At 50.7% G+C, this 18,234-nt stretch carries 20 protein-coding genes; 9 read left to right on the top strand and 11 right to left on the bottom strand.

The genetic code is table 11. The annotated features are described in order from the left end of the window. Positions 1 to 9 precede the first annotated feature (9 nt). Positions 10 to 414: a Cu(I)-responsive transcriptional regulator gene (gene cueR / locus SAMA_RS09305; RefSeq protein WP_011759898.1), complete on the top strand. Its 405-nt coding sequence runs from the start codon at positions 10 to 12 to the stop codon at positions 412 to 414. Between the two features lie 248 nt (positions 415 to 662). On the opposite strand, the gene punC is transcribed toward cueR, so the two are convergent. Continuing rightward, on the bottom strand, positions 663 to 1,964 hold the full coding sequence (gene punC / locus SAMA_RS09300; protein WP_011759897.1) for a purine nucleoside transporter PunC: 1,302 nt from the start codon (positions 1,962 to 1,964) through the stop codon (positions 663 to 665). Positions 1,965 to 2,102: 138 nt separating this feature from the next. Here punC and punR point away from each other — a divergent pair, with 138 nt between their 5' ends. From punR to SAMA_RS09270, 6 genes are all read left to right on the top strand, one after another. Further along, positions 2,103 to 3,005, top strand: a complete 903-nt coding sequence (punR, locus tag SAMA_RS09295; protein ID WP_011759896.1) for a DNA-binding transcriptional activator PunR — start codon at positions 2,103 to 2,105, stop codon at positions 3,003 to 3,005. Positions 3,006 to 3,070: 65 nt separating this feature from the next. Continuing rightward, positions 3,071 to 3,727, top strand: a complete 657-nt coding sequence (locus SAMA_RS09290; protein ID WP_011759895.1) for a Bax inhibitor-1/YccA family protein — start codon at positions 3,071 to 3,073, stop codon at positions 3,725 to 3,727. A 53-nt stretch (positions 3,728 to 3,780) separates the two neighbouring features. Next, on the top strand, positions 3,781 to 4,170 hold the full coding sequence (gene tusD / locus SAMA_RS09285) for a sulfurtransferase complex subunit TusD (protein ID WP_041410310.1): 390 nt from the start codon (positions 3,781 to 3,783) through the stop codon (positions 4,168 to 4,170). Between the two features lie 9 nt (positions 4,171 to 4,179). Next, positions 4,180 to 4,536: a sulfurtransferase complex subunit TusC gene (gene tusC, locus SAMA_RS09280; RefSeq protein WP_011759893.1), complete on the top strand. Its 357-nt coding sequence runs from the start codon at positions 4,180 to 4,182 to the stop codon at positions 4,534 to 4,536. Continuing rightward, positions 4,536 to 4,829, top strand: coding sequence for a sulfurtransferase complex subunit TusB (tusB, locus tag SAMA_RS09275; protein WP_011759892.1), 294 nt, complete (start codon positions 4,536 to 4,538; stop codon positions 4,827 to 4,829). Before tusC ends, tusB begins: the two co-directional genes overlap by 1 nt. Further along, entirely contained in the window at positions 4,823 to 5,161 is a 339-nt protein-coding gene (locus tag SAMA_RS09270; RefSeq protein WP_011759891.1) for a TusE/DsrC/DsvC family sulfur relay protein, read from the top strand. Before tusB ends, SAMA_RS09270 begins: the two co-directional genes overlap by 7 nt. A 203-nt stretch (positions 5,162 to 5,364) precedes the next feature. Here the strand turns inward: SAMA_RS09270 and serS are convergent, their stop codons facing one another. The 6 genes from serS to lrp form a co-directional block, all read right to left on the bottom strand. Beyond that, positions 5,365 to 6,651, bottom strand: a complete 1,287-nt coding sequence (gene serS / locus SAMA_RS09265) for a serine--tRNA ligase (RefSeq protein WP_011759889.1) — start codon at positions 6,649 to 6,651, stop codon at positions 5,365 to 5,367. A gap of 17 nt (positions 6,652 to 6,668) precedes the next feature. Continuing rightward, positions 6,669 to 7,043: a fluoride efflux transporter CrcB gene (gene crcB, locus SAMA_RS09260; RefSeq protein WP_011759888.1), complete on the bottom strand. Its 375-nt coding sequence runs from the start codon at positions 7,041 to 7,043 to the stop codon at positions 6,669 to 6,671. Further along, positions 7,036 to 8,313: a replication-associated recombination protein A gene (locus tag SAMA_RS09255; protein ID WP_049757994.1), complete on the bottom strand. Its 1,278-nt coding sequence runs from the start codon at positions 8,311 to 8,313 to the stop codon at positions 7,036 to 7,038. The genes crcB and SAMA_RS09255 overlap by 8 nt, the downstream gene beginning before the upstream one ends. A gap of 62 nt (positions 8,314 to 8,375) precedes the next feature. Beyond that, entirely contained in the window at positions 8,376 to 8,987 is a 612-nt protein-coding gene (lolA, locus tag SAMA_RS09250; RefSeq protein WP_011759886.1) for an outer membrane lipoprotein chaperone LolA, read from the bottom strand. A gap of 75 nt (positions 8,988 to 9,062) precedes the next feature. Further along, positions 9,063 to 11,849, bottom strand: a complete 2,787-nt coding sequence (locus tag SAMA_RS09245) for a DNA translocase FtsK (RefSeq protein ID WP_011759885.1) — start codon at positions 11,847 to 11,849, stop codon at positions 9,063 to 9,065. Between the two features lie 188 nt (positions 11,850 to 12,037). Next, a complete protein-coding gene (gene lrp, locus SAMA_RS09240; protein ID WP_011759884.1) occupies positions 12,038 to 12,541 on the bottom strand; it encodes a leucine-responsive transcriptional regulator Lrp in 504 nt (167 codons plus the stop codon). A gap of 179 nt (positions 12,542 to 12,720) precedes the next feature. Here lrp and ald point away from each other — a divergent pair, with 179 nt between their 5' ends. Further along, the gene (gene ald / locus SAMA_RS09235; RefSeq protein ID WP_011759883.1) at positions 12,721 to 13,833 is read left to right on the top strand and encodes an alanine dehydrogenase; all 1,113 of its coding nucleotides are present in this window, start codon (positions 12,721 to 12,723) and stop codon (positions 13,831 to 13,833) included. Between the two features lie 184 nt (positions 13,834 to 14,017). Then, positions 14,018 to 14,971: a thioredoxin-disulfide reductase gene (trxB, locus tag SAMA_RS09230; protein WP_011759882.1), complete on the top strand. Its 954-nt coding sequence runs from the start codon at positions 14,018 to 14,020 to the stop codon at positions 14,969 to 14,971. A 130-nt stretch (positions 14,972 to 15,101) separates the two neighbouring features. Here trxB and rplT read toward each other — a convergent pair whose 3' ends face one another. The 4 genes from rplT to thrS all read right to left on the bottom strand — a co-directional run bounded on the left by rplT (position 15,102) and on the right by thrS (position 18,232). Next, positions 15,102 to 15,461 carry a 50S ribosomal protein L20 gene (gene rplT, locus SAMA_RS09225; protein ID WP_011759881.1) on the bottom strand — a complete coding sequence of 120 codons (360 nt, stop codon included), beginning with the start codon at positions 15,459 to 15,461 and terminating at the stop codon, positions 15,102 to 15,104. A gap of 16 nt (positions 15,462 to 15,477) precedes the next feature. Then, positions 15,478 to 15,672 (bottom strand): 50S ribosomal protein L35, encoded by a 195-nt coding sequence (gene rpmI, locus SAMA_RS09220; RefSeq protein ID WP_011759880.1) that lies wholly within the window; start codon positions 15,670 to 15,672, stop codon positions 15,478 to 15,480. A gap of 88 nt (positions 15,673 to 15,760) precedes the next feature. Then, positions 15,761 to 16,300: a translation initiation factor IF-3 gene (gene infC / locus SAMA_RS09215; RefSeq protein WP_041409771.1), complete on the bottom strand. Its 540-nt coding sequence runs from the start codon at positions 16,298 to 16,300 to the stop codon at positions 15,761 to 15,763. Positions 16,301 to 16,303: 3 nt separating this feature from the next. Then, positions 16,304 to 18,232 carry a threonine--tRNA ligase gene (thrS, locus tag SAMA_RS09210; protein WP_011759878.1) on the bottom strand — a complete coding sequence of 643 codons (1,929 nt, stop codon included), beginning with the start codon at positions 18,230 to 18,232 and terminating at the stop codon, positions 16,304 to 16,306. Positions 18,233 to 18,234: the final 2 nt, after the last annotated feature.

Here is an 18,234-nt window from a genome sequence, read left to right as displayed (position 1 = left end):
AGGTGTAAGATGAGTACCCTACTGACTATTGGAGAGGCTGCCAAAACGAGTGGACTCTCTACCAAGATGATACGTCACTATGAGCAAACAGGATTACTGAAGAAATCCCCCCGAACTGACTCGGGATATCGCCTGTATAACAACGAGCAAATCAATCAGCTCAGATTTATCAGGCAAGCCCGAAACCTGGGATTTTCATTGAATGACATCCAATCCCTCCTTGGCCTGTGGCAAGACCCAAACAGGGAAAGCCGATTGGTCAAACAACTCGCAACCCAGCACCTGGACGACATAAAAATGAAAATCAGCGAGTTGCAACATATGCAGCTCATACTCACAGAGCTGGCAGAAAGTTGCTGTGGGGATGAAAATCCACACTGTAGTATTTTGCAAAAGCTCGCAAAACCGGATTAACAGACCTTGCTAACCTAAACGTGGCAACCCGCCCAATCGACGTCCGGCATCAGTGTCGGTTTTCCGTTTAGCGCTCATTTCCTAAGCTTCAGACACTTATCCTTATTCTGATATGAATGGCCCCTACAAAGCGCAATTCCTGAGTAAATTGAGTAAGGCGCCTAGCCAAAGCCGGGCAGCTTACTCAAGGGGGTCATATAAACCAAATGGCAACCAATAGCGTTACACTGTGACCTCTGACACCTCTGTCAGTCAGTGTCTTTCTGTTGACTACTGACGTTGCAGACACCGTGCGTTTTAGTGTCGTTATCGGAATGTTCACGCTTTTCAGTCCGTAGGACCCCCATTCTGGCGGGGTCCGGGAAACACCAACTACCACGCCAGGTACTCCAGTTCATACGCCACCACGCCACGAGCACTATGGCAGCGCACACGAGAATACCGGTGCCGATAGCCTTTTCAAACCAATGGGCAATCAGGGCTACAGCTGCTGACGCAATAAACGCCATACCCAATTGCAGGAAGTTTTGCCAACCGGCAGCCTTGGTAGCGTTGTTGGAGAATGGCGCCAGGGCGTCAGTTACCAGCAAGGGATAAACAGCACCATTAATTGCGGCAAGGGCTGCAAACACCCAAAGCACGGCCAGGATCCCCGCACCGAGTTGCGTTAACAGAAAAAGCACCAGAGACAACACCACAAACCCTGTGATGAGCATGTTCTTGATAGCTTCAGGGCTATGGGAGTGCAATGCTTTTTTGCAGGCAAACCCGCCCAGCATAAATGCCAGGGTTTGAGGAATAAAACTGAGCCCAATTTCTGCAGCAGCGTAGCCATGGTGTTGCATCACAGCAGGCCACAATGTCAGATAGCAAAAGAAGGCAGCACTGCAGGCCCCAAATATCGCCACGTTATTCTGAAAAGCACGGTTTTTCAGGATGTTCTTAACAAGAATAGGCTCGGATTGGCTGCGAGTGCGGGATTCTTTCGCCAGCGCTGGTGTCATGGCGGCCAGTAATAGCCCAACAATGGCCAGGATGATGAAGATGGCACGCCAGCCAAACTGCTCGCTGACCCAGGCTCCCATCAAAGGCGCCAGTGCTGGAGACAGAGCAACCAAGGGCATAATCGACGAAAACACCTTTCTCGCCTCGCCTTCGTCAAATTTTTCCATCACCAGTGCTTGCCAGATGACGGCGGCACTGCATGCACCGAATGCTTGAATAACCCTGAGCACAAAAAAGACACTGATATTTTCGGTAAACCCCAGCAAAATGCTGCTTACAGCAAATACACCAAGGCCAGCCATTAGTGTGTTTCGCTTGCCAAATTTGTCGCAAAGGCTGCCATATGCCAGTTGCCCAATGGCGAGACCACCCAAAAAGCAGGTAAGGGTCATGGCCACCAAACTGGCGGACGTGTTCAAACTAGATTCAATCTGATTGAATGCAGGAAGATACATGTCTGTGGCCAAAAATCCGAGCATACTCAGCAGCGCAAGATAGGGGAAGAATACTAAACTTCTGCGTTTAGTCAGTGAATTGGAAATCAAACATACCTCCACGATTTAGATTTATCTTAGCGCCGTGGAGTCTAATAACTTGTTTTACCGCTGTGAAACGGTTAATTTTGCATACTGTAACCAAAATAATTCATGGCAAAGTGCCCTTCTTACATCAGGAAATTCACCATGCTGTCGGAACAATCGCTGGAGTTGGTCGATATCGTTGCTCAGGTCGGTAGTTTTACCGCTGCAGCGGCAAAGTTGCACAAGGTGCCTTCCGCGGTCAGCTATGCAATCAAGCAAATCGAAGACGAATTGGGTGTGGTACTGTTTAACCGCCATCACCGTAGCGTGAGTCTGACGGTAGCCGGTGAGCACTTCGTCCGTGAAGCCCGCGCCATGCTATCGCAAATGGATGAACTCAAGCGCGGAACACAGCGTATTGCCAATGGCTGGCAACCAACCCTGTCCATCGCGCTGGACAACATTGTCCGAGCAGACAAGATAAGCGTGTTAATCGCTGATTTTTACAGGCATTTTCAGGATGTCGAGTTAATCATACGCATCGAAGTATTCAACGGTGTATGGGAAGCACTTGCTACAGGACGCAGCCACATTGCCATTGGCGCTACAACGGCCATTCCCGTTGGTGGCGTATTCCAATACCGGGACATGGGGGTTATCGACTGGGCGTTTTTGGTGTCTAAAAATCACCCTCTTGCGTCCATAGAGGCACCGTTAAGCGATGATATGCTAAGGCCATTCCCCTCCATTTGTCTTGAAGATACATCGCGGGAAATTCCCAAACGTACGACCTGGCTTTTGGACAATCAACGTCGGCTGGTTGTGCCGGACTGGATCCGTGCCATTAACTGTTTCACCAACGGCTTGGGAATAGGTTACATGCCAAGACACCTTGCGGCGCCCTTTATTCAGGCCGGATTGTTGATGGAAAAAACACTTGAGCAGCCAAAGGCGCCCAGTCCTTGCTGTCTGGCGTGGAACGGTGATGCGCCCTCGCCTGCACTCAGTTGGGTGCTTGATTACCTCGGCGACAGTGAAAAGCTGCACCGCGAATGGCTGGCATAAGTGTGGTTTCCGCCGGGAATTCAGTTATGATAGCCAAGATAGTCATACATTAAGGAGACATTGAAATGTCACAGGAAATTCTGGTTTCCAAGCAGTCGACACTGGAAGTCAACAAGCTCATCAAAAACACCTATATGTTGCTTTCCATGACACTGGCATTTTCAGCGCTGTGCGCCTGGATTGCCACGGCGATGGGCATTTCGCCTTTGATGTCTCTGGGTTTTGCCATCGGCGGATTCATTCTGCTGTTTGTCACCCTGCGTAAAGCCGACACCGCAGCAGGTCTGTTTTGGGTATTTGCCTTTACTGGTATGGAAGGCGCTTCACTCGGTTTTATCCTGAACCACTATGCGGGCATGGCCAATGGCCCTGAACTTATCATGCAAGCATTCGGCCTCACGTCAGCCATTTTTATCGGCTTGTCCATGTATGCCCTCACCACTAAAAAAGACTTCTCTTTTATGGGTGGCTTTTTGTTCGCCGGTTTAATTGTGATTGTGATTGGTGGCCTGATTAATTTGTTCGTTGGCAACAGCACCGCGTACATGCTGCTGTCCTGGGCAACCGCTTTGGTGTTTACCGGTCTTATTCTGTTTGATACCAGTCGCATCGTAAACGGCGGCGAAACCAACTATATTCGCGCCACTGTGTCGCTGTATCTGGACTTCCTCAATTTGTTCCTCGCTATTTTGCGCATTCTTGGCATGAACAACGACGATTAAACATTCCACAGAGTTAAGGTAAAATGGCCCACTTCGAGGGCCATTTTTTTATTATGAGCACATTTATTCTTCAGGTATCAGGTAAAGCCTATGGTAGCGCAGCGCCCGTGCACGCGCTCAGGTTTGCCAAGGCCGCAATCGACGAAGGCCACCACATTCTTCAGGTATTTTTTTATCAGGATGGCGTGTTTAACGCATCGAGCCTCGGTTCGCCAGCATCCGATGAGTTCAACGTGTATCAGGCTTGGCAAAAACTGGCCAAACTACACAATGTTGAACTGGTCAATTGCGTGTCTGCGGCCTTAAGACGAGGCATGGTGGCGAAAGAAGAAGCTGAAACCCAAGGGCTCAGTCATTGGAATGTGGATGAACATTTCACTAACGGCGGCCTGGGCGAGTTGGTAAGTGGCATCGCCAAAGCCGACCGGCTCATCTGTTTCTAAGGAGTGACAGTGAAAAAACTCTGTGTTGTGTTTTCAACGTCGCCCCACAGCAATGCTGCTGGCCGGGAGGCACTGGATTTTGCCATGCTGGCAGCTAGTTATGATTTAGAAACCAGTTTACTGTTCACCGATGAAGGCGTACTGCACCTGATCTCTAATCAAGAGCCGGAATCCATCGGTTGCCGCGACTACATAGCCACCTTTGGTGCGCTGGAGTTTTACGATATCGAAAACCTTTACGTGTGTGAGGAAAGCCTGAAGGAATTCGCGATAGCGCCAAGCGCTCTGCCCCTGGATGTTCAAGTGCTGACAAACAGTGATATCCGTGAACATTTCGGCTCGGTCGATGAAGTGGTGGTGTACTGATGATTTTGCATCATATTCAAAGCTCATCTGCGCAAAGCGCCGGTCTTCGCCTCGCCCTTCGCTATGCGGGTAAGCAGGATGCGCTGATAATCAGTGGCAATGCCACAGGCTCCCTGCTTCATGCCAGTTGGCAGGCAAAACTTGCCGGCAAAACTGTGTATTTTTTAGATGAAGATGTCCATGCCCGGGGGCTGACAGCCATGATTACAGCACGTTACCCTGATGCGAAGTTGGTTGATTACCACGACTGGGTAAAACTCTCTTTAACGTTTGACAAGGTGATTACGTGGTAGATTCGATTTTGTTTAAGGGCCAGCAGATTGAAGTCGATAAAAATGGCTATCTGCTGTCGGTTAACGACTGGAGCCCCGAACTCGCGCTTGTGCTGGCGGAGTCTGAGTCCATCGTGATGACAGAAGCCCACTGGGAAGTAGTCAACTTCGTTCGGGATTTTTATTTGGAGTACAAAACCAGCCCAGCTATCCGCGCGCTGGTCAAAGCCATGGGGCAAAAGTTTGGCCCGGATAAAGGCAATTCCAAATATCTCTACACCCTGTTCCCGATAGGTCCAGCCAAGCAAGCCACCAAAATTGCCGGTTTGCCCAAACCTGCCAAGTGCATTTAACAGGCGCCGATTAAGACAGAATACAAAAAGCCCCGCTATTGCGGGGCTTTTAACTGTTAGACGTTATCTAACACAATCAAGAAGGCCTTCCCCAAGGTAGCGAACATGATACCGACAAACACCGCTATCACTGCCACGTATGAAAGCCAACGTAAGTAGCGTTGACCGTTATCCATATAACCTTGAAAAATAGTGTCTTGTTATTAACCGAGTTGCTCAATACCACCCATATATGGGCGCAGGGCTTCAGGCACGGTAACTGTACCATCGGCATTCTGATAGTTCTCCAGAATCGCTACCAGAGTACGACCTACCGCAAGACCTGAACCATTGAGGGTGTGAACCAGTGCAGGCTTGTTGTCTTCTTTGCTGCGATAGCGGGCTTGCATACGGCGGGCCTGGAAATCCTTCACGTTAGAGCACGAAGAGATTTCACGATAGGTGTTCTGCGCAGGCAGCCATACTTCAATGTCGTAGGTCTTGGCGGCACCAAAGCCCATGTCGCCGGTGCAAAGCACCACTGTGCGGTATGGCAGACCCAGCTTTTTCAGTACGTTTTCGGCGTGGCCAACCATTTGCTCAAGGGCATCCATGGAGTTTTCGGGCTTAACTATCTGCACCATTTCCACTTTGTCGAACTGGTGCTGACGGATAAGACCACGGGTATCTTTACCGTATGAACCGGCTTCGGAGCGGAAGCATGCCGTGTGTGCGGTAATCTTGATAGGCAGGTCGGCCTCATCAAGGATGGTATCACGCACCAGGTTGGTCACTGGTACTTCTGCCGTTGGGATCAGGCTCAGTGCCTGACCTTCTTCGGTCGCAGGCTTGAGGTTGAACAGGTCTTCACTGAACTTGGGTAACTGACCAGTACCCAGTAAACTGTCTGTGTTTACCAGCAAAGGCACATAGGCCTCAGTATAACCGTGCTCAATGGTATGCAGATCCAGCATAAACTGCGCCAGTGCGCGGTGCATGCGGGCAATCTGGCCTTTCATAACGATAAAGCGTGAGCCGGTGATCTTAACCGCGCTCTTGAAATCCAAACCACCCAGGGTTTCACCCAGATCCACATGATCTTTAACTGCAAAATCAAAGCTGCGTGGCTCGCCCCAACGGCGAATTTCAACGTTTTCACTTTCGTCTTTCCCAACAGGCACTGACTCATCAGGCAGGTTGGGCACTGACATGGCAATGGCGTTGATTTCTTCCAGCAGCGCTGCCAATTCGATTTTTTTGGCCTCAAGCTCGGTACCCAGGTTACCTACCTGAGCCATGATGGGCGCGACGTCTTCACCACGGGACTTTGCCTGACCGATGGATTTGGAAATTGCGTTGCGACTGGCCTGCAGCTCTTCAGTGGCGACCTGCAGCGACTTGCGCTTTTCTTCCAGCGCTTTGAGATGATCGATGTCCAGCGCGAAGCCGCGTGCGGCCAGACGCTCTTTGGTGAATTCCAGTTCATTACGGAGATATTTGGTATCTAACATACTTGTTGTCTTATAAGTTAAACGCGGGAATAAATCAGCTGCTGCCCTAGATACACCACGGTCAGGCAAAGTATCAGGTTCAGAAGCACATTCAGGCTCGCCTTCACAAGTTCACCCTGCTGCAACAGCAGCAAGGTTTCGTTTGAGAAGGTGGAAAACGTCGTTAAAGCACCCAGAAGGCCAACACCAATCAGGGCTTTCCACTCAGGACCAATATGGCTGAGCTCCGCCAGGGCGTATATGCATCCCATTAAAAAGGATCCCGCCACGTTGACGATGAGTGTACCAAAAGGAAATCCGGTGCCAAAGAGTTGTAACGCAAGAATCGAGATGGAATAGCGCAAAACTGCACCTATAGCACCTCCCGCGGCAATATAGAGCACGTTATTCATAGCGTTTTCGCCCACTTTGTTGATTCAGTGCGTCGAGATGAGCAAGTTTATCTCGAATGCGCTTTTCAAAACCCCGCGCGGTGGGCTGGTAAATTCGGCTGTGCTGCAGGACTTCGGGAAAATAATTTTCCCCCGCGGCAAAGGCCCCATCCTCATCGTGGGCATAACGATAACCTTCGCCGACGCCAAGTTCACTCATGAGCTTGGTGGGGGCGTTACGCAAATGATTGGGCACAGGCGCGTTGCCTGTTTCTCTGGCAAGGACCCGGGCGGCCTTAAAGGCGGTGTAGACGGCGTTACTTTTTGGCGCGCTGGCAAGGTAAATCACCGCCTGAGCGATAGCGCGTTCCCCCTCGGCTGGTCCGACGCGGTGAAAACAGTCCCAGGCATTCAGAGCGACTGTCATGGCATTGGGGTCGGCATTGCCAATGTCTTCCGAGGCAATGGCAAGAAGACGCCTTGCCACATACAAGGGATCGCCGCCGCCTTCAAGAATGCGGCAAAACCAGTAGAGGGCGGCATCCGGCGCCGAGCCACGAATGGACTTATGCACTGCACTGATGAGGTCGTAATACTGGTCGCCATTTTTGTCATAACCTGCAGCCTGATGCCCGGCGACCTCGGATAAAAGTTCAAGATTGTACTCACCGCCATCTGGCAGTAAGTCAGACATGAGTTCAAGTAAATTGAGGGCCTTGCGGGCATCGCCGTCGCAAAGCCTGGCGATGGCAGATTTGAGTTCTGCCTTTAGCAACAGACCGCGTTTGCCAAGTCCCCTCGCCTCATCGCTGTTGGCCTGTGCCAGGATCTGCCCAATCGCATCATCCTCAAGCCGTTTGATGAGATACACGCGGCAGCGCGACAGCAGCGCATTATTGACTTCAAAGGACGGGTTTTCGGTAGTGGCGCCGATAAAAATCACTGTACCGTCTTCGATAAACGGCAGAAAGGCATCCTGTTGACTCTTATTAAAACGATGGACCTCGTCCACAAACAGCAAGGTTCGCTGTCCACGGGACTGAGCCACGTTTTTCGCCTGTTCAATAGCGGCCCTGATTTCCTTGACCCCGGACGTGACAGCAGAGATACGCTCAACATGGGCATTGGCGTAGCGTGCGACGAGTTCGGCAAGCGTGGTTTTGCCAGTGCCTGGTGGCCCCCAAAGCAGCATCGAGTGCACCTTACCGGCAAGCAATGCCTGCCGCAGTGGCTTACCCTCTCCGAGGAGGTGTGACTGACCTATATACTCCTCAACACTGGCCGGACGCATACGGGCAGCCAGTGGGTTGAAGTCGGGGCTGAAATCAAAACTCAACGACACAGCGCATCCTTTTACTGACGACGCTGATCGTCAATGCTGACGCCATCGGGGATCTGAAACTGAAATAGGCTCTCGTCGGCATCGGTCACTGCCGCTTGCTCAGACAGCGAAAAGTGGCTGGTGCTGCCCTGGGCATCCGTCAGGCGAATGTCAGAGAGCGTATTATTTGCAAAACAGACAGAGACAGTATCGACGGCACTTTCAACGCCCTGACGTGGCGTGATATCAAAGCAACTGCCTTTTCTATCAATCTGATATTCATTCCAGCGTTTTTCATCACGATGCACCAACAGCGCCATGGGTGAAGCCTTAAGAATATCCTCCATATCCAGGATACTGACTTCTTCGGCAAAGGGGTTATACACCCAGACACTATTGTCTTTGGCCACTATCAGAGATTCGTCGGGGGCTGTGAGATGCCAGTAAAATGCATCGGGTTGATGCATGGCAATCACACCACTGCCTTCCTGGATGAGTTTGCCATTCTGATCTGTTACTTTCTGGCTGAAGTTGGCCTTAATGCCCTGCATCACATCCAATTTGGATACCAGTTCTTTGGCATCATCTGCGAAGACCGCAAAAGGCAGCACGGCAGAAAAGAGCACTACAATCGACTTTTTCAAATACTAACCTCATCAACGTTAAACGATTTCAAACCCGGTAAATTCACTTCAGAACAACACCGGGTCAGGGCTGGCTTAGTTTCGTGGCGGTGGTGGTGCCAATACCTCACGGTTACCGTTGTGCCCCTGGGCACTGACCACCCCGGCCATTTCCATCTGTTCTATAATGCGGGCGGCACGGTTGTAGCCAATTTTAAACTTGCGCTGCACACTTGAAATGGAGCCGCGACGGGACTCTGTAACAAAGGCAACGGCTTCATCGTAAAGCGGATCGTAATCTTCATCGCCTTCTTCAGACGCTTCGCCTGGCAACAATACCTGCTCGCCATCGCTGGAACCCTGGAGGATCTCATCGATATATTGTGGCTTGCCACGGGCATGCCAGTCTGCCACGACTCTGTGAACTTCATGGTCATCAATAAAGGCGCCGTGTACCCGGATTGGCACACCTGTGCCGGGTGGCAGATACAACATGTCTCCCATACCGAGCAGTGTTTCCGCGCCCTGTTGGTCCAAAATGGTACGGGAGTCGATACGGGATGAAACCTGAAATGCCATACGTGTTGGGATGTTGGCTTTAATCAAGCCGGTAATCACATCCACAGATGGGCGCTGAGTTGCCAAAATCAGGTGAATACCTGCCGCACGGGCTTTTTGAGCGATACGGGCGATAAGCTCTTCCACCTTTTTACCCACAATCATCATCATGTCGGCAAACTCATCTACCACTACCACGATAGAGGGCAACTTATCCAGCTCAGGGGCTTGCTCATCAAAGCTTTCGCTGGACTTCCACAGAGGGTCCAAAATGGGTTCGCCGCTGGCTTTGGCGTCAGCAATCTTGGCGTTATAGCCTTTCAGATTACGCACACCCAGTGCAGACATGAGTTTATAGCGGCGCTCCATTTCACCTACGCACCACCTCAGTGCGTTGGATGCCTCTTTCATGTCGGTGACCACTTCACACAAAAGGTGCGGAATGCCTTCATAGACAGAAAGTTCCAACATCTTGGGGTCAATCATGATAAAGCGGACATCGTCAGGGCCGGACTTGTACAACAGACTGGTGATCATCACGTTGACACCGACAGATTTACCCGAACCCGTAGTACCGGCAACCAGGAGGTGAGGCATTTTAGCCAAATCCACCACCACAGGCTCCCCAGCGATATCCTGACCCAGCACCATAGCGAGATTACTGGGATTCGCTTTAAATTTGTCGCAGTCCAGCACATCACGCATGTACACGGTTTCGCGGAACTTATTTGGCAGCTCAAGCCCTACATAGGCCTTACCTGGAATGACTTCGACCACCCTCACCCGCTCTGCCAGCAAAGACCGTGCGAGGTCGCTGGCGAGATTGGAGATTTTGGATGCCTTAACGCCAGGCGCGAGCTCCAGCTCAAAACGGGTGATAACCGGGCCCGGATATACACCTACCACATTAGCGGTGATGTTAAAGTCCGCCAGTTTGGATTCAACCAAACGCGCCACCTGATCCAGCTCTTCTTCACTGATGGGGTTTTCTTTGCGGTTAGGCACATTCAGCAGGTCAATACTTGGCAGCGGCGCCATGGGCTTGGTTGGCGTGTTGTCCTGCCCTGGCAATACCACTATGCCATCGACAATTTTTGCACCTTCCACTTTTTTGGGCTGAGGCTTTGGCGCCTTGGCAAGCGCACCGTCCGAGATGGCATCATCAAAGCCAATGTCTTCCCACGGGGGGAGCTCGTCTGAAGGATGGCCATATTCGTCATTGTCGAATGTATCAATGGATGCACCTGATGCCGAAAAGGCCGTATTCATGTTAGAACTGGCAGCGTGCGCCTCATCTGCTGTGATGGCACCCTGATCTGATACGACATCGGAAAAGGCAGGCTCAACCCTGGCGAACCTGGATCTTGCTTCATTAGCAGCGGCTACACCTGACGTTGAATATTCATTGTCAATATTCGCGCTAAATGACTTGAGAGCGTCAACCTCATCCTGAGCATCTGCTGTCACCGACGCTACATCTACATCTGACTCTGTTTTACTGCGGCTGAAAATTGAAAAGAGCTTACGTCTTTCTTTATGGCTTACTTCAGTGTTTTCTGCTGCCGTGCCGAGTGATTCATTGCCAGCCGAAGCGGTATTGGCTACCTCAGTTAAATCGTCTTCATTTACGCCTGCAAGCAGTGGTTCCTTCTGCTTGCGTTTGAACCCCGCGGCAATGGACATAAAACCCTGGGTGTCTTCTGTTTCGCGTGAATTAGCCAGTCTGGACGGCAGTTGATATAGGCTCTGAAATACACCAATGGTTGCTCTGCCGGTGAGCTCCACCAGGGCAATCAGACTGATGCCGGTCAGCAGTGTAAAGCCAGTGGCAATACTACACAGTAGTAGTAGCGTCGTGCCAAGGGAATTGAAATAGGGCAGCATAGCATTGGCGATGACGTCACCTGTTACGCCGCCGGCCGAAAATTCATAAATATCATTGCCATTCATGCTAGCGAGAGTAGACACGCCAAACACAATAAGGATGAATCCCAGTAATCGCATCGAGACTGAAAAGTAATCTATTTCCAGCAACCTATGGGACTGCTTGAACAACAACCATCCGGTACCGGCAATCACGAAGGGGGTAAGAAAGGCACTGTAGCCAAAGAAGTACAGCAGCACATCGGCAATCCAGGCACCCACTGCCCCACCGAGATTCTCAATCTGGCCCTGATAGTTACTCTGGCTCCAACCTGGGTCTGATGCACTGAAACTGGTCAGTGCCAGCAACACATAGATGGCCAGCATGGAACAAATAATGAGGCCACCTTCAAGTAGCCGTTGCAGTCCGCTTAGCGAATGAACGCGATTTCCCTGAGACAAACGAAAGGATCCATAGCAACATTAAAAACAGGTGAAATTAAGATACCAGAATCCTGTTGAAAGTGGAGCTAAATTGGGGGTTTTATGGGCAGTCGCACCCATTTGTGAGCAAAAATTCATGCGCGGGTTAAGGCCGGAAACAAAAAAGGGAGCTTAGCTCCCTTTTTATATCGCCGACAGAGACTTAGTTACTTGTCAGAGATGTTGTTTACCGCGACCTTATTGGTCTGCTTAACTTCTTCCATCACGACGTAGGTACGGGTGTCGGACACAGAAGGCAATTTCAGCAAGGTTTCGCCCAAGAGCTTACGGTAGGCAGACATGTCAGAAACGCGGGTCTTGAGCAAATAGTCGAAATCACCGGAAACCAGGTGACATTCCTGAATATCGTCCAGTAGCTGCACGGCACGATTGAAGCGATCAAACACCTCTGGTGTGTCCCGGTTCAGGGTGATCTCAACAAAAACCAGCAGCGAGGCGCCCAAGTAATGTGGGTTTACCAAGGCGGTGTAGCCATTGATATACCCTTGCTTTTCTAAGCGTTTAACCCTTTCCAAACAAGGGGTTGGACTCAGCCCTACCCGTTTGGACAGCTCAACATTTGAAATTCTTCCATCAATTTGCAGTTCATTAAGGATATTGCGATCGATGCGATCCAGGTCTTTAACCGGATTCTTTTTATTATATGCCATATATTTGACCTTGTTTTATTACTAAAACAACATTTAATTTTACGTATGTCGAAAGTTCAGCAGCATAAACTGCAGAGGCAATACTATACTAGATATCCCTGAAATAATCACGTTCAGGTCACGACAAAATAACAAATTTGCCTGCGAAAAGCGGGTATTTATGCAATTGAGGCTCGAAGATGATAATTGGTGTACCAAAGGAAATCAAAAACCATGAATATCGCGTTGGTATGGTTCCCTCCAGCGTGCGTGAACTGACCCTGCGTGGCCATGCGGTGTTCGTAGAGGCCACTGCCGGTAGCGGTATTGGCTTTACAGATCAAGACTATATCGACGCCGGTGCCACTATTCTGGGCACAGCAGAAGAAGTCTTTGCCAAAGCCGATATGATTGTGAAAGTGAAAGAGCCTCAGGCCGTAGAGCGCGCTATGCTGCGTCACGACCAAATCCTCTTCACCTACCTGCACCTTGCTCCGGATCTGCCTCAAACTGAAGAGCTGGTAAGCTCAGGCGCTGTTTGTATTGCTTATGAAACTGTGACTGACGACCGTGGTGGTCTGCCACTGCTGGCACCAATGTCTGAAGTAGCCGGTCGCATGTCTATTCAAGCCGGTGCCATGGCGCTGGAAAAGTCTGCCGGCGGCCGCGGTATGCTGCTGGGTGGCGTACCGGGTGTTGAACCTGCCAAAGTGGTTATCATCGGTGGCGGTATGGTAGGTACCAACGCAGCTCAAATGGCCGTAGGTATGGGCGCCGATGTAGTCGTTCTTGATCGCTCTATCGATGCACTGCGTCGTTTGAATGTACAGTTCGGCTCATCTGTGAAAGCCGTATACTCAACCGCTGATGCCATCGAGCGTCACGTACTGGAAGCTGATCTGGTTATCGGCGGCGTACTTATCCCTGGTGCTGCTGCGCCCAAGCTGGTTACTGCTGATATGATCAAGCGCATGAAAGCTGGCGCTGCTATCGTTGACGTAGCTATCGACCAGGGCGGTTGTGTAGAAACTTCTCATGCTACCACCCACCAAGACCCAACCTATATTGTTGACGACGTGGTTCACTACTGTGTAGCCAACATGCCAGGTGCCGTTGCCCGTACTTCTACCTTTGCGCTGAACAACGCCACCCTGCCCTACATCATCAAGCTGGCAGACAAGGGCTACAAGGCTGCACTGCTGGCCGATAAGCACCTGCTGAACGGCCTCAACGTGATGCACGGCAAGATCACCTGTAAAGAGGTGGCCGAAGCCCATAACCTGTCTTACGTTCCAGCTTCTGAATTGCTGTAATTTACCCAGATAAGGGTTAATAAAAGGGGAGCTTGGCTCCCCTTTTTCGTTTCCCGGGCCATGCACTGGAAACCCTAATAGACAAGATAGATTAGGATCATCTAAGACTTCACGCTCGATGGCCTTTACCCTTACACGTAAATTCCCTACAATCCCAGCAATTTGCCAAGGCACGGAGAATAAAATGAGCCAAGCCAAACACAGCCAACTGCTGATCCTCGGATCGGGCCCAGCTGGCTACACTGCCGCCGTCTACGCTGCACGTGCAAACCTGAACCCAGTGATGATCACAGGTCTCCAACAAGGTGGTCAGCTGACTACCACGACCGAAGTTGAAAACTGGCCAGGTGATGCCGAAGGTTTGACCGGACCAGGCCTGATGGCCCGTATGCAGGAGCATGCCGAAAAGTTCAACACCGAAATTATCTTCGACCATATTAACGAAGTGACCCTCACTGAACGTCCTTTCCGCTTGAAAGGTGATAATGGCGAGTACACCTGTGATGCGCTTATCATTGCCACCGGCGCATCGGCCAAGTACCTGGGGCTGCCTTCTGAAGATGCTTTTAAAGGTCGCGGCGTTTCAGCCTGCGCTACCTGTGATGGTTTTTTCTATCGCAATCAAAAGGTCGCAGTAATCGGTGGTGGTAACACCGCGGTGGAAGAGGCCCTGTATCTGTCCAACATCGCCTCTGAAGTTCACCTCATCCACCGTCGTGACAGCTTCCGCTCAGAGAAAATTCTGATTGACCGTCTGATGGACAAGGTTGCAAACGGCAACATCATTCTGCATTTGGACAAGACGCTGGATGAAGTGGTGGGCGACAATATGGGTGTGACCGGTGTTAAGCTGAAATCCACCAAAGATGACTCTACTGAAGCATTTGATGTTGCGGGTGTTTTCGTCGCTATTGGTCACAGCCCCAATACCGGCATCTTCGAGGGTCAGCTGGAGATGAACAATGGTTACATCAAGGTGCAAAGCGGTCTGAACGGCAATGCAACCCAAACCAGCATCGAGGGCGTATTTGCTGCCGGTGATGTGATGGACCAACACTATCGTCAGGCCATTACCTCAGCCGGTACCGGCTGTATGGCTGCACTGGATGCCGAGCGTTATTTGGACGCCAAGCACTGATAGGTTCCTTAAAAATAAAAAGCCGGCTACATGCCGGCTTTTTATTGCGGGTGTTATTAATGATTAAACAACATAAATCAGACCCACAAAAAAAGGGACCCTAAGGTCCCCTTCTATTTGCTCAGAACAATTACTTGGTCAGAGCTTCTTTTGCTTTTTCAACGAGAGTTGCAAATACAACCTTGTCGAATACAGCGATGTCGGCCAGGATCTTACGATCGATCTCGATAGAAGCCTTCTTCAGACCGTTGATGAAACGGCTGTAAGACAGACCATTCTGACGAGAAGCGGCGTTGATACGTGCAATCCACAGTTGACGGAATTGACGTTTCTTCTGACGACGGTCACGGTAAGCATACTGACCGGCTTTGATCACAGCCTGTACCGCTACGCGGTAAGTACGTGAACGGGCACCGTAGTAGCCTTTGGCGAGTTTCAGAATCTTCTTGTGACGGGCACGAGCGGTTACACCACGCTTAACTCTTGGCATTGTTCAATCTCCTCAATTAAGCGTATGGCAGTTGACGCGCGATTGCTGGAACGTCGACCTTGGCAACCAGACATTTAGCGCGCAGATGACGCTTACGCTTGGTGCTCTTCTTGGTCAGGATGTGACGCAGGTGGGCTTGCTTGCGCTTGAAACCATTGGCGGTTTTCTTAAAACGCTTCGCAACGCCACGGTCAGTTTTCATTTTTGGCATTACTTCTAACTCCGCATTGGGGGTTTATTAAAAAACGTAAGGCGAACGGCCGCTCTTTGCAGGGCGGCCGTTACTTTCAAAAGCCCTACTATTTCTTTTTGGGTGCCAGCACCATAATTGCTTGACGACCTTCCATTTTCGGGAAGGATTCGACAACCGCATACTCTTCCAAATCAGCCTTGATACGGTTCATCAGATCCATACCCAGGTTTTGGTGTGCCATTTCGCGACCCCGGAAACGCAGCGTAACTTTCGCTTTGTCACCGTCTTCAAGGAAACGAATCAGGTTGCGTAGTTTTACCTGATAGTCGTTTTCATCAGTTCCAGGACGGAATTTGATTTCCTTAACCTGAACCTGTTTTTGCTTTTTCTTCTGTTCTTTCTGGGCTTTAGCCTTGTCGAACAGGAATTTACCGTAGTCCATTATACGACATACGGGAGGCTCGGCATTGGGGCTGATCTCTACGAGATCAACGCCGGCTTCATCGGCCAACTCCTGAGCTTCACGGATACTGACAATACCGATGGATTCTCCATCCAATCCGGTTAAACGTACCTGTGGAACACCGGTGATTTCATCGTTGATACGGTTTGGGGCCGGCTGACGCCCTGCTTTCTTGATCTTTATGACCTATTCCTCCAACAGTTTTAGACTACGGTGCGAAATTTGTTCTTTTACGCTCGCAACGAAAGCATCGATGGACATCTTGCCCAAATCTTTACCGTCACGGGTACGCACCGCGATTTCCCTGTTCTCCATTTCCTGGTCGCCAACAACCAATAGATAAGGGACACGCCTTAAGGTGTGCTCGCGTATTTTAAAGCCAATTTTCTCATTCCTCAAGTCTTGAGAAGCGCGAATACCTTGTTCTTTGAAGAATTTGACTAATTCTTCAACATAATCAGCCTGTTTGTCGGTGATGTTCATCACGACAGCCTGCACTGGAGCCAGCCATGCGGGGAAGCGTCCGGCGTATTCTTCAATAAGAATACCGATGAAACGCTCCAAAGAGCCCAAAATGGCGCGGTGGATCATCACCGGGGTCTGACGGGCGTTATCTTCGGCCACATAGGTCGCACCCAAACGGCCAGGCAAGGCGTAGTCGAGCTGAACGGTTCCGCACTGCCATGCACGGTCGAGACAGTCATGCAGGGTGAACTCAATTTTCGGACCGTAAAAGGCACCTTCGCCAGGCAGAATTTCAAAGGCAATGCCGTTGGCATTCAGGGCTTCAATCAGAGCGGATTCTGCGCGGTCCCACATGTCGTCGTCACCGATACGCTTCTCGGGTCGGGTAGACAGCTTCACCACAATATTTTCGAAACCGAAGGTCGAGTATGTGTCATACACCATTCTGATACATGCACTTACCTCTTCCTGTACCTGTTCTTCGGTACAGAAGATATGGGCATCGTCCTGGGTAAAGCCGCGTACGCGCATCAGGCCATGCAGCGAACCCGATGGCTCATTACGGTGACAGCAACCGAACTCGGCCATACGCAGTGGCAAATCGCGATACGACTTGAGGCCCTGGTTGAAGATTTGCACGTGACCTGGGCAGTTCATCGGTTTGATAGCGTATTCACGGTTTTCACTGGCCGTGGTGAACATGGCATCGGCGTACTTATCCCAATGACCTGAGCGTTCCCACAATACGCGGTCCATCATGAATGGACCTTTCACTTCCTGATAATCGTACTCAGACAGCTTGTGGCGGATAAAGGTTTCCAGCTCACGGAAGATGCTCCAGCCATCGTTATGCCAGAACACCATACCTGGCGCTTCTTCCTGCATATGATACAGGTCGAGTTGCTTGCCTATTTTACGGTGGTCACGCTTGGCGGCTTCTTCGAGACGCGCCAGGTGGGTATTCAGGGCTTTCTTATCACCCCAGGCAGTACCGTAGATGCGCTGCAGCATCTTGTTGTTGGAATCACCACGCCAGTAGGCACCGGCAACGCTCATCAGTTTGAAGTGATGGCAAAAACGCATGTTGGGCACGTGTGGGCCACGACACATGTCAGTGTATTCTTCGTGATGATACAACGCCGGGGTGGCGTCCTTGGCAATGTTTTCATCAAGAATCGCCATCTTGTAGCTTTCTCCGCGACCTTCAAAGGTATCGCGGGCTTCCTGCCAGCTCACAACGCGTTTCACCACGTCATAATCGGTTTTGGCCAGCTCCAGCATGCGCTTTTCCAGCGCAGCGATGTCATCGGCAGTCAGCTTGTGCTCAAGATCCACATCGTAGTAGAAGCCGTTATCGATAACCGGACCAATGGCCATTTTGGTTTGTGGCCAAAGCTGCTTGATGGCATGACCAAGCAAGTGTGCACAGGAGTGACGCAGAATTTCCAAGCCTTCTTCATCACGGGCAGTGATGATAGACAGGCTGGCGTCTTCATGGATGAGGTCGCAGGCATCTTTCAGCTCACCGTTTACACGGCCGGCAATACAGGCCTTGGCAAGCCCAGGGCCGATATCGGCAGCGACGTCCATAGTGGAGACGGGATTGGCAAACACACGTTGGCTGCCGTCAGGAAGCGTAATTACAGGCATGA

It is taken from the genome of Shewanella amazonensis SB2B (assembly GCF_000015245.1).
GTDB classification, from domain to species: Bacteria; Pseudomonadota; Gammaproteobacteria; order Enterobacterales; family Shewanellaceae; genus Shewanella; species Shewanella amazonensis.
The sequence above is the reverse complement of the archived record's forward strand: the minus strand, read 5'-3'. Positions and strand labels throughout refer to the sequence as shown.

Coding starts and splice junctions, on each gene's coding strand:
- serS (WP_011759889.1), bottom strand. CDS start 6,651: ATGTTAGATACCAAATATCTCCGTAATGAACTGGAATTCACCAAAGAG.
- trxB (WP_011759882.1), top strand. CDS start 14,018: ATGAGCCAAGCCAAACACAGCCAACTGCTGATCCTCGGATCGGGCCCA.
- rplT (WP_011759881.1), bottom strand. CDS start 15,461: ATGCCAAGAGTTAAGCGTGGTGTAACCGCTCGTGCCCGTCACAAGAAG.
- thrS (WP_011759878.1), bottom strand. CDS start 18,232: ATGCCTGTAATTACGCTTCCTGACGGCAGCCAACGTGTGTTTGCCAAT.
- tusB (WP_011759892.1), top strand. CDS start 4,536: ATGATTTTGCATCATATTCAAAGCTCATCTGCGCAAAGCGCCGGTCTT.
- SAMA_RS09255 (WP_049757994.1), bottom strand. CDS start 8,313: ATGCGTCCGGCCAGTGTTGAGGAGTATATAGGTCAGTCACACCTCCTC.
- rpmI (WP_011759880.1), bottom strand. CDS start 15,672: ATGCCAAAAATGAAAACTGACCGTGGCGTTGCGAAGCGTTTTAAGAAA.
- punR (WP_011759896.1), top strand. CDS start 2,103: ATGCTGTCGGAACAATCGCTGGAGTTGGTCGATATCGTTGCTCAGGTC.
- crcB (WP_011759888.1), bottom strand. CDS start 7,043: ATGAATAACGTGCTCTATATTGCCGCGGGAGGTGCTATAGGTGCAGTT.
- SAMA_RS09290 (WP_011759895.1), top strand. CDS start 3,071: ATGTCACAGGAAATTCTGGTTTCCAAGCAGTCGACACTGGAAGTCAAC.
- tusD (WP_041410310.1), top strand. CDS start 3,781: ATGAGCACATTTATTCTTCAGGTATCAGGTAAAGCCTATGGTAGCGCA.
- lrp (WP_011759884.1), bottom strand. CDS start 12,541: ATGGCATATAATAAAAAGAATCCGGTTAAAGACCTGGATCGCATCGAT.
- ald (WP_011759883.1), top strand. CDS start 12,721: ATGATAATTGGTGTACCAAAGGAAATCAAAAACCATGAATATCGCGTT.
- cueR (WP_011759898.1), top strand. CDS start 10: ATGAGTACCCTACTGACTATTGGAGAGGCTGCCAAAACGAGTGGACTC.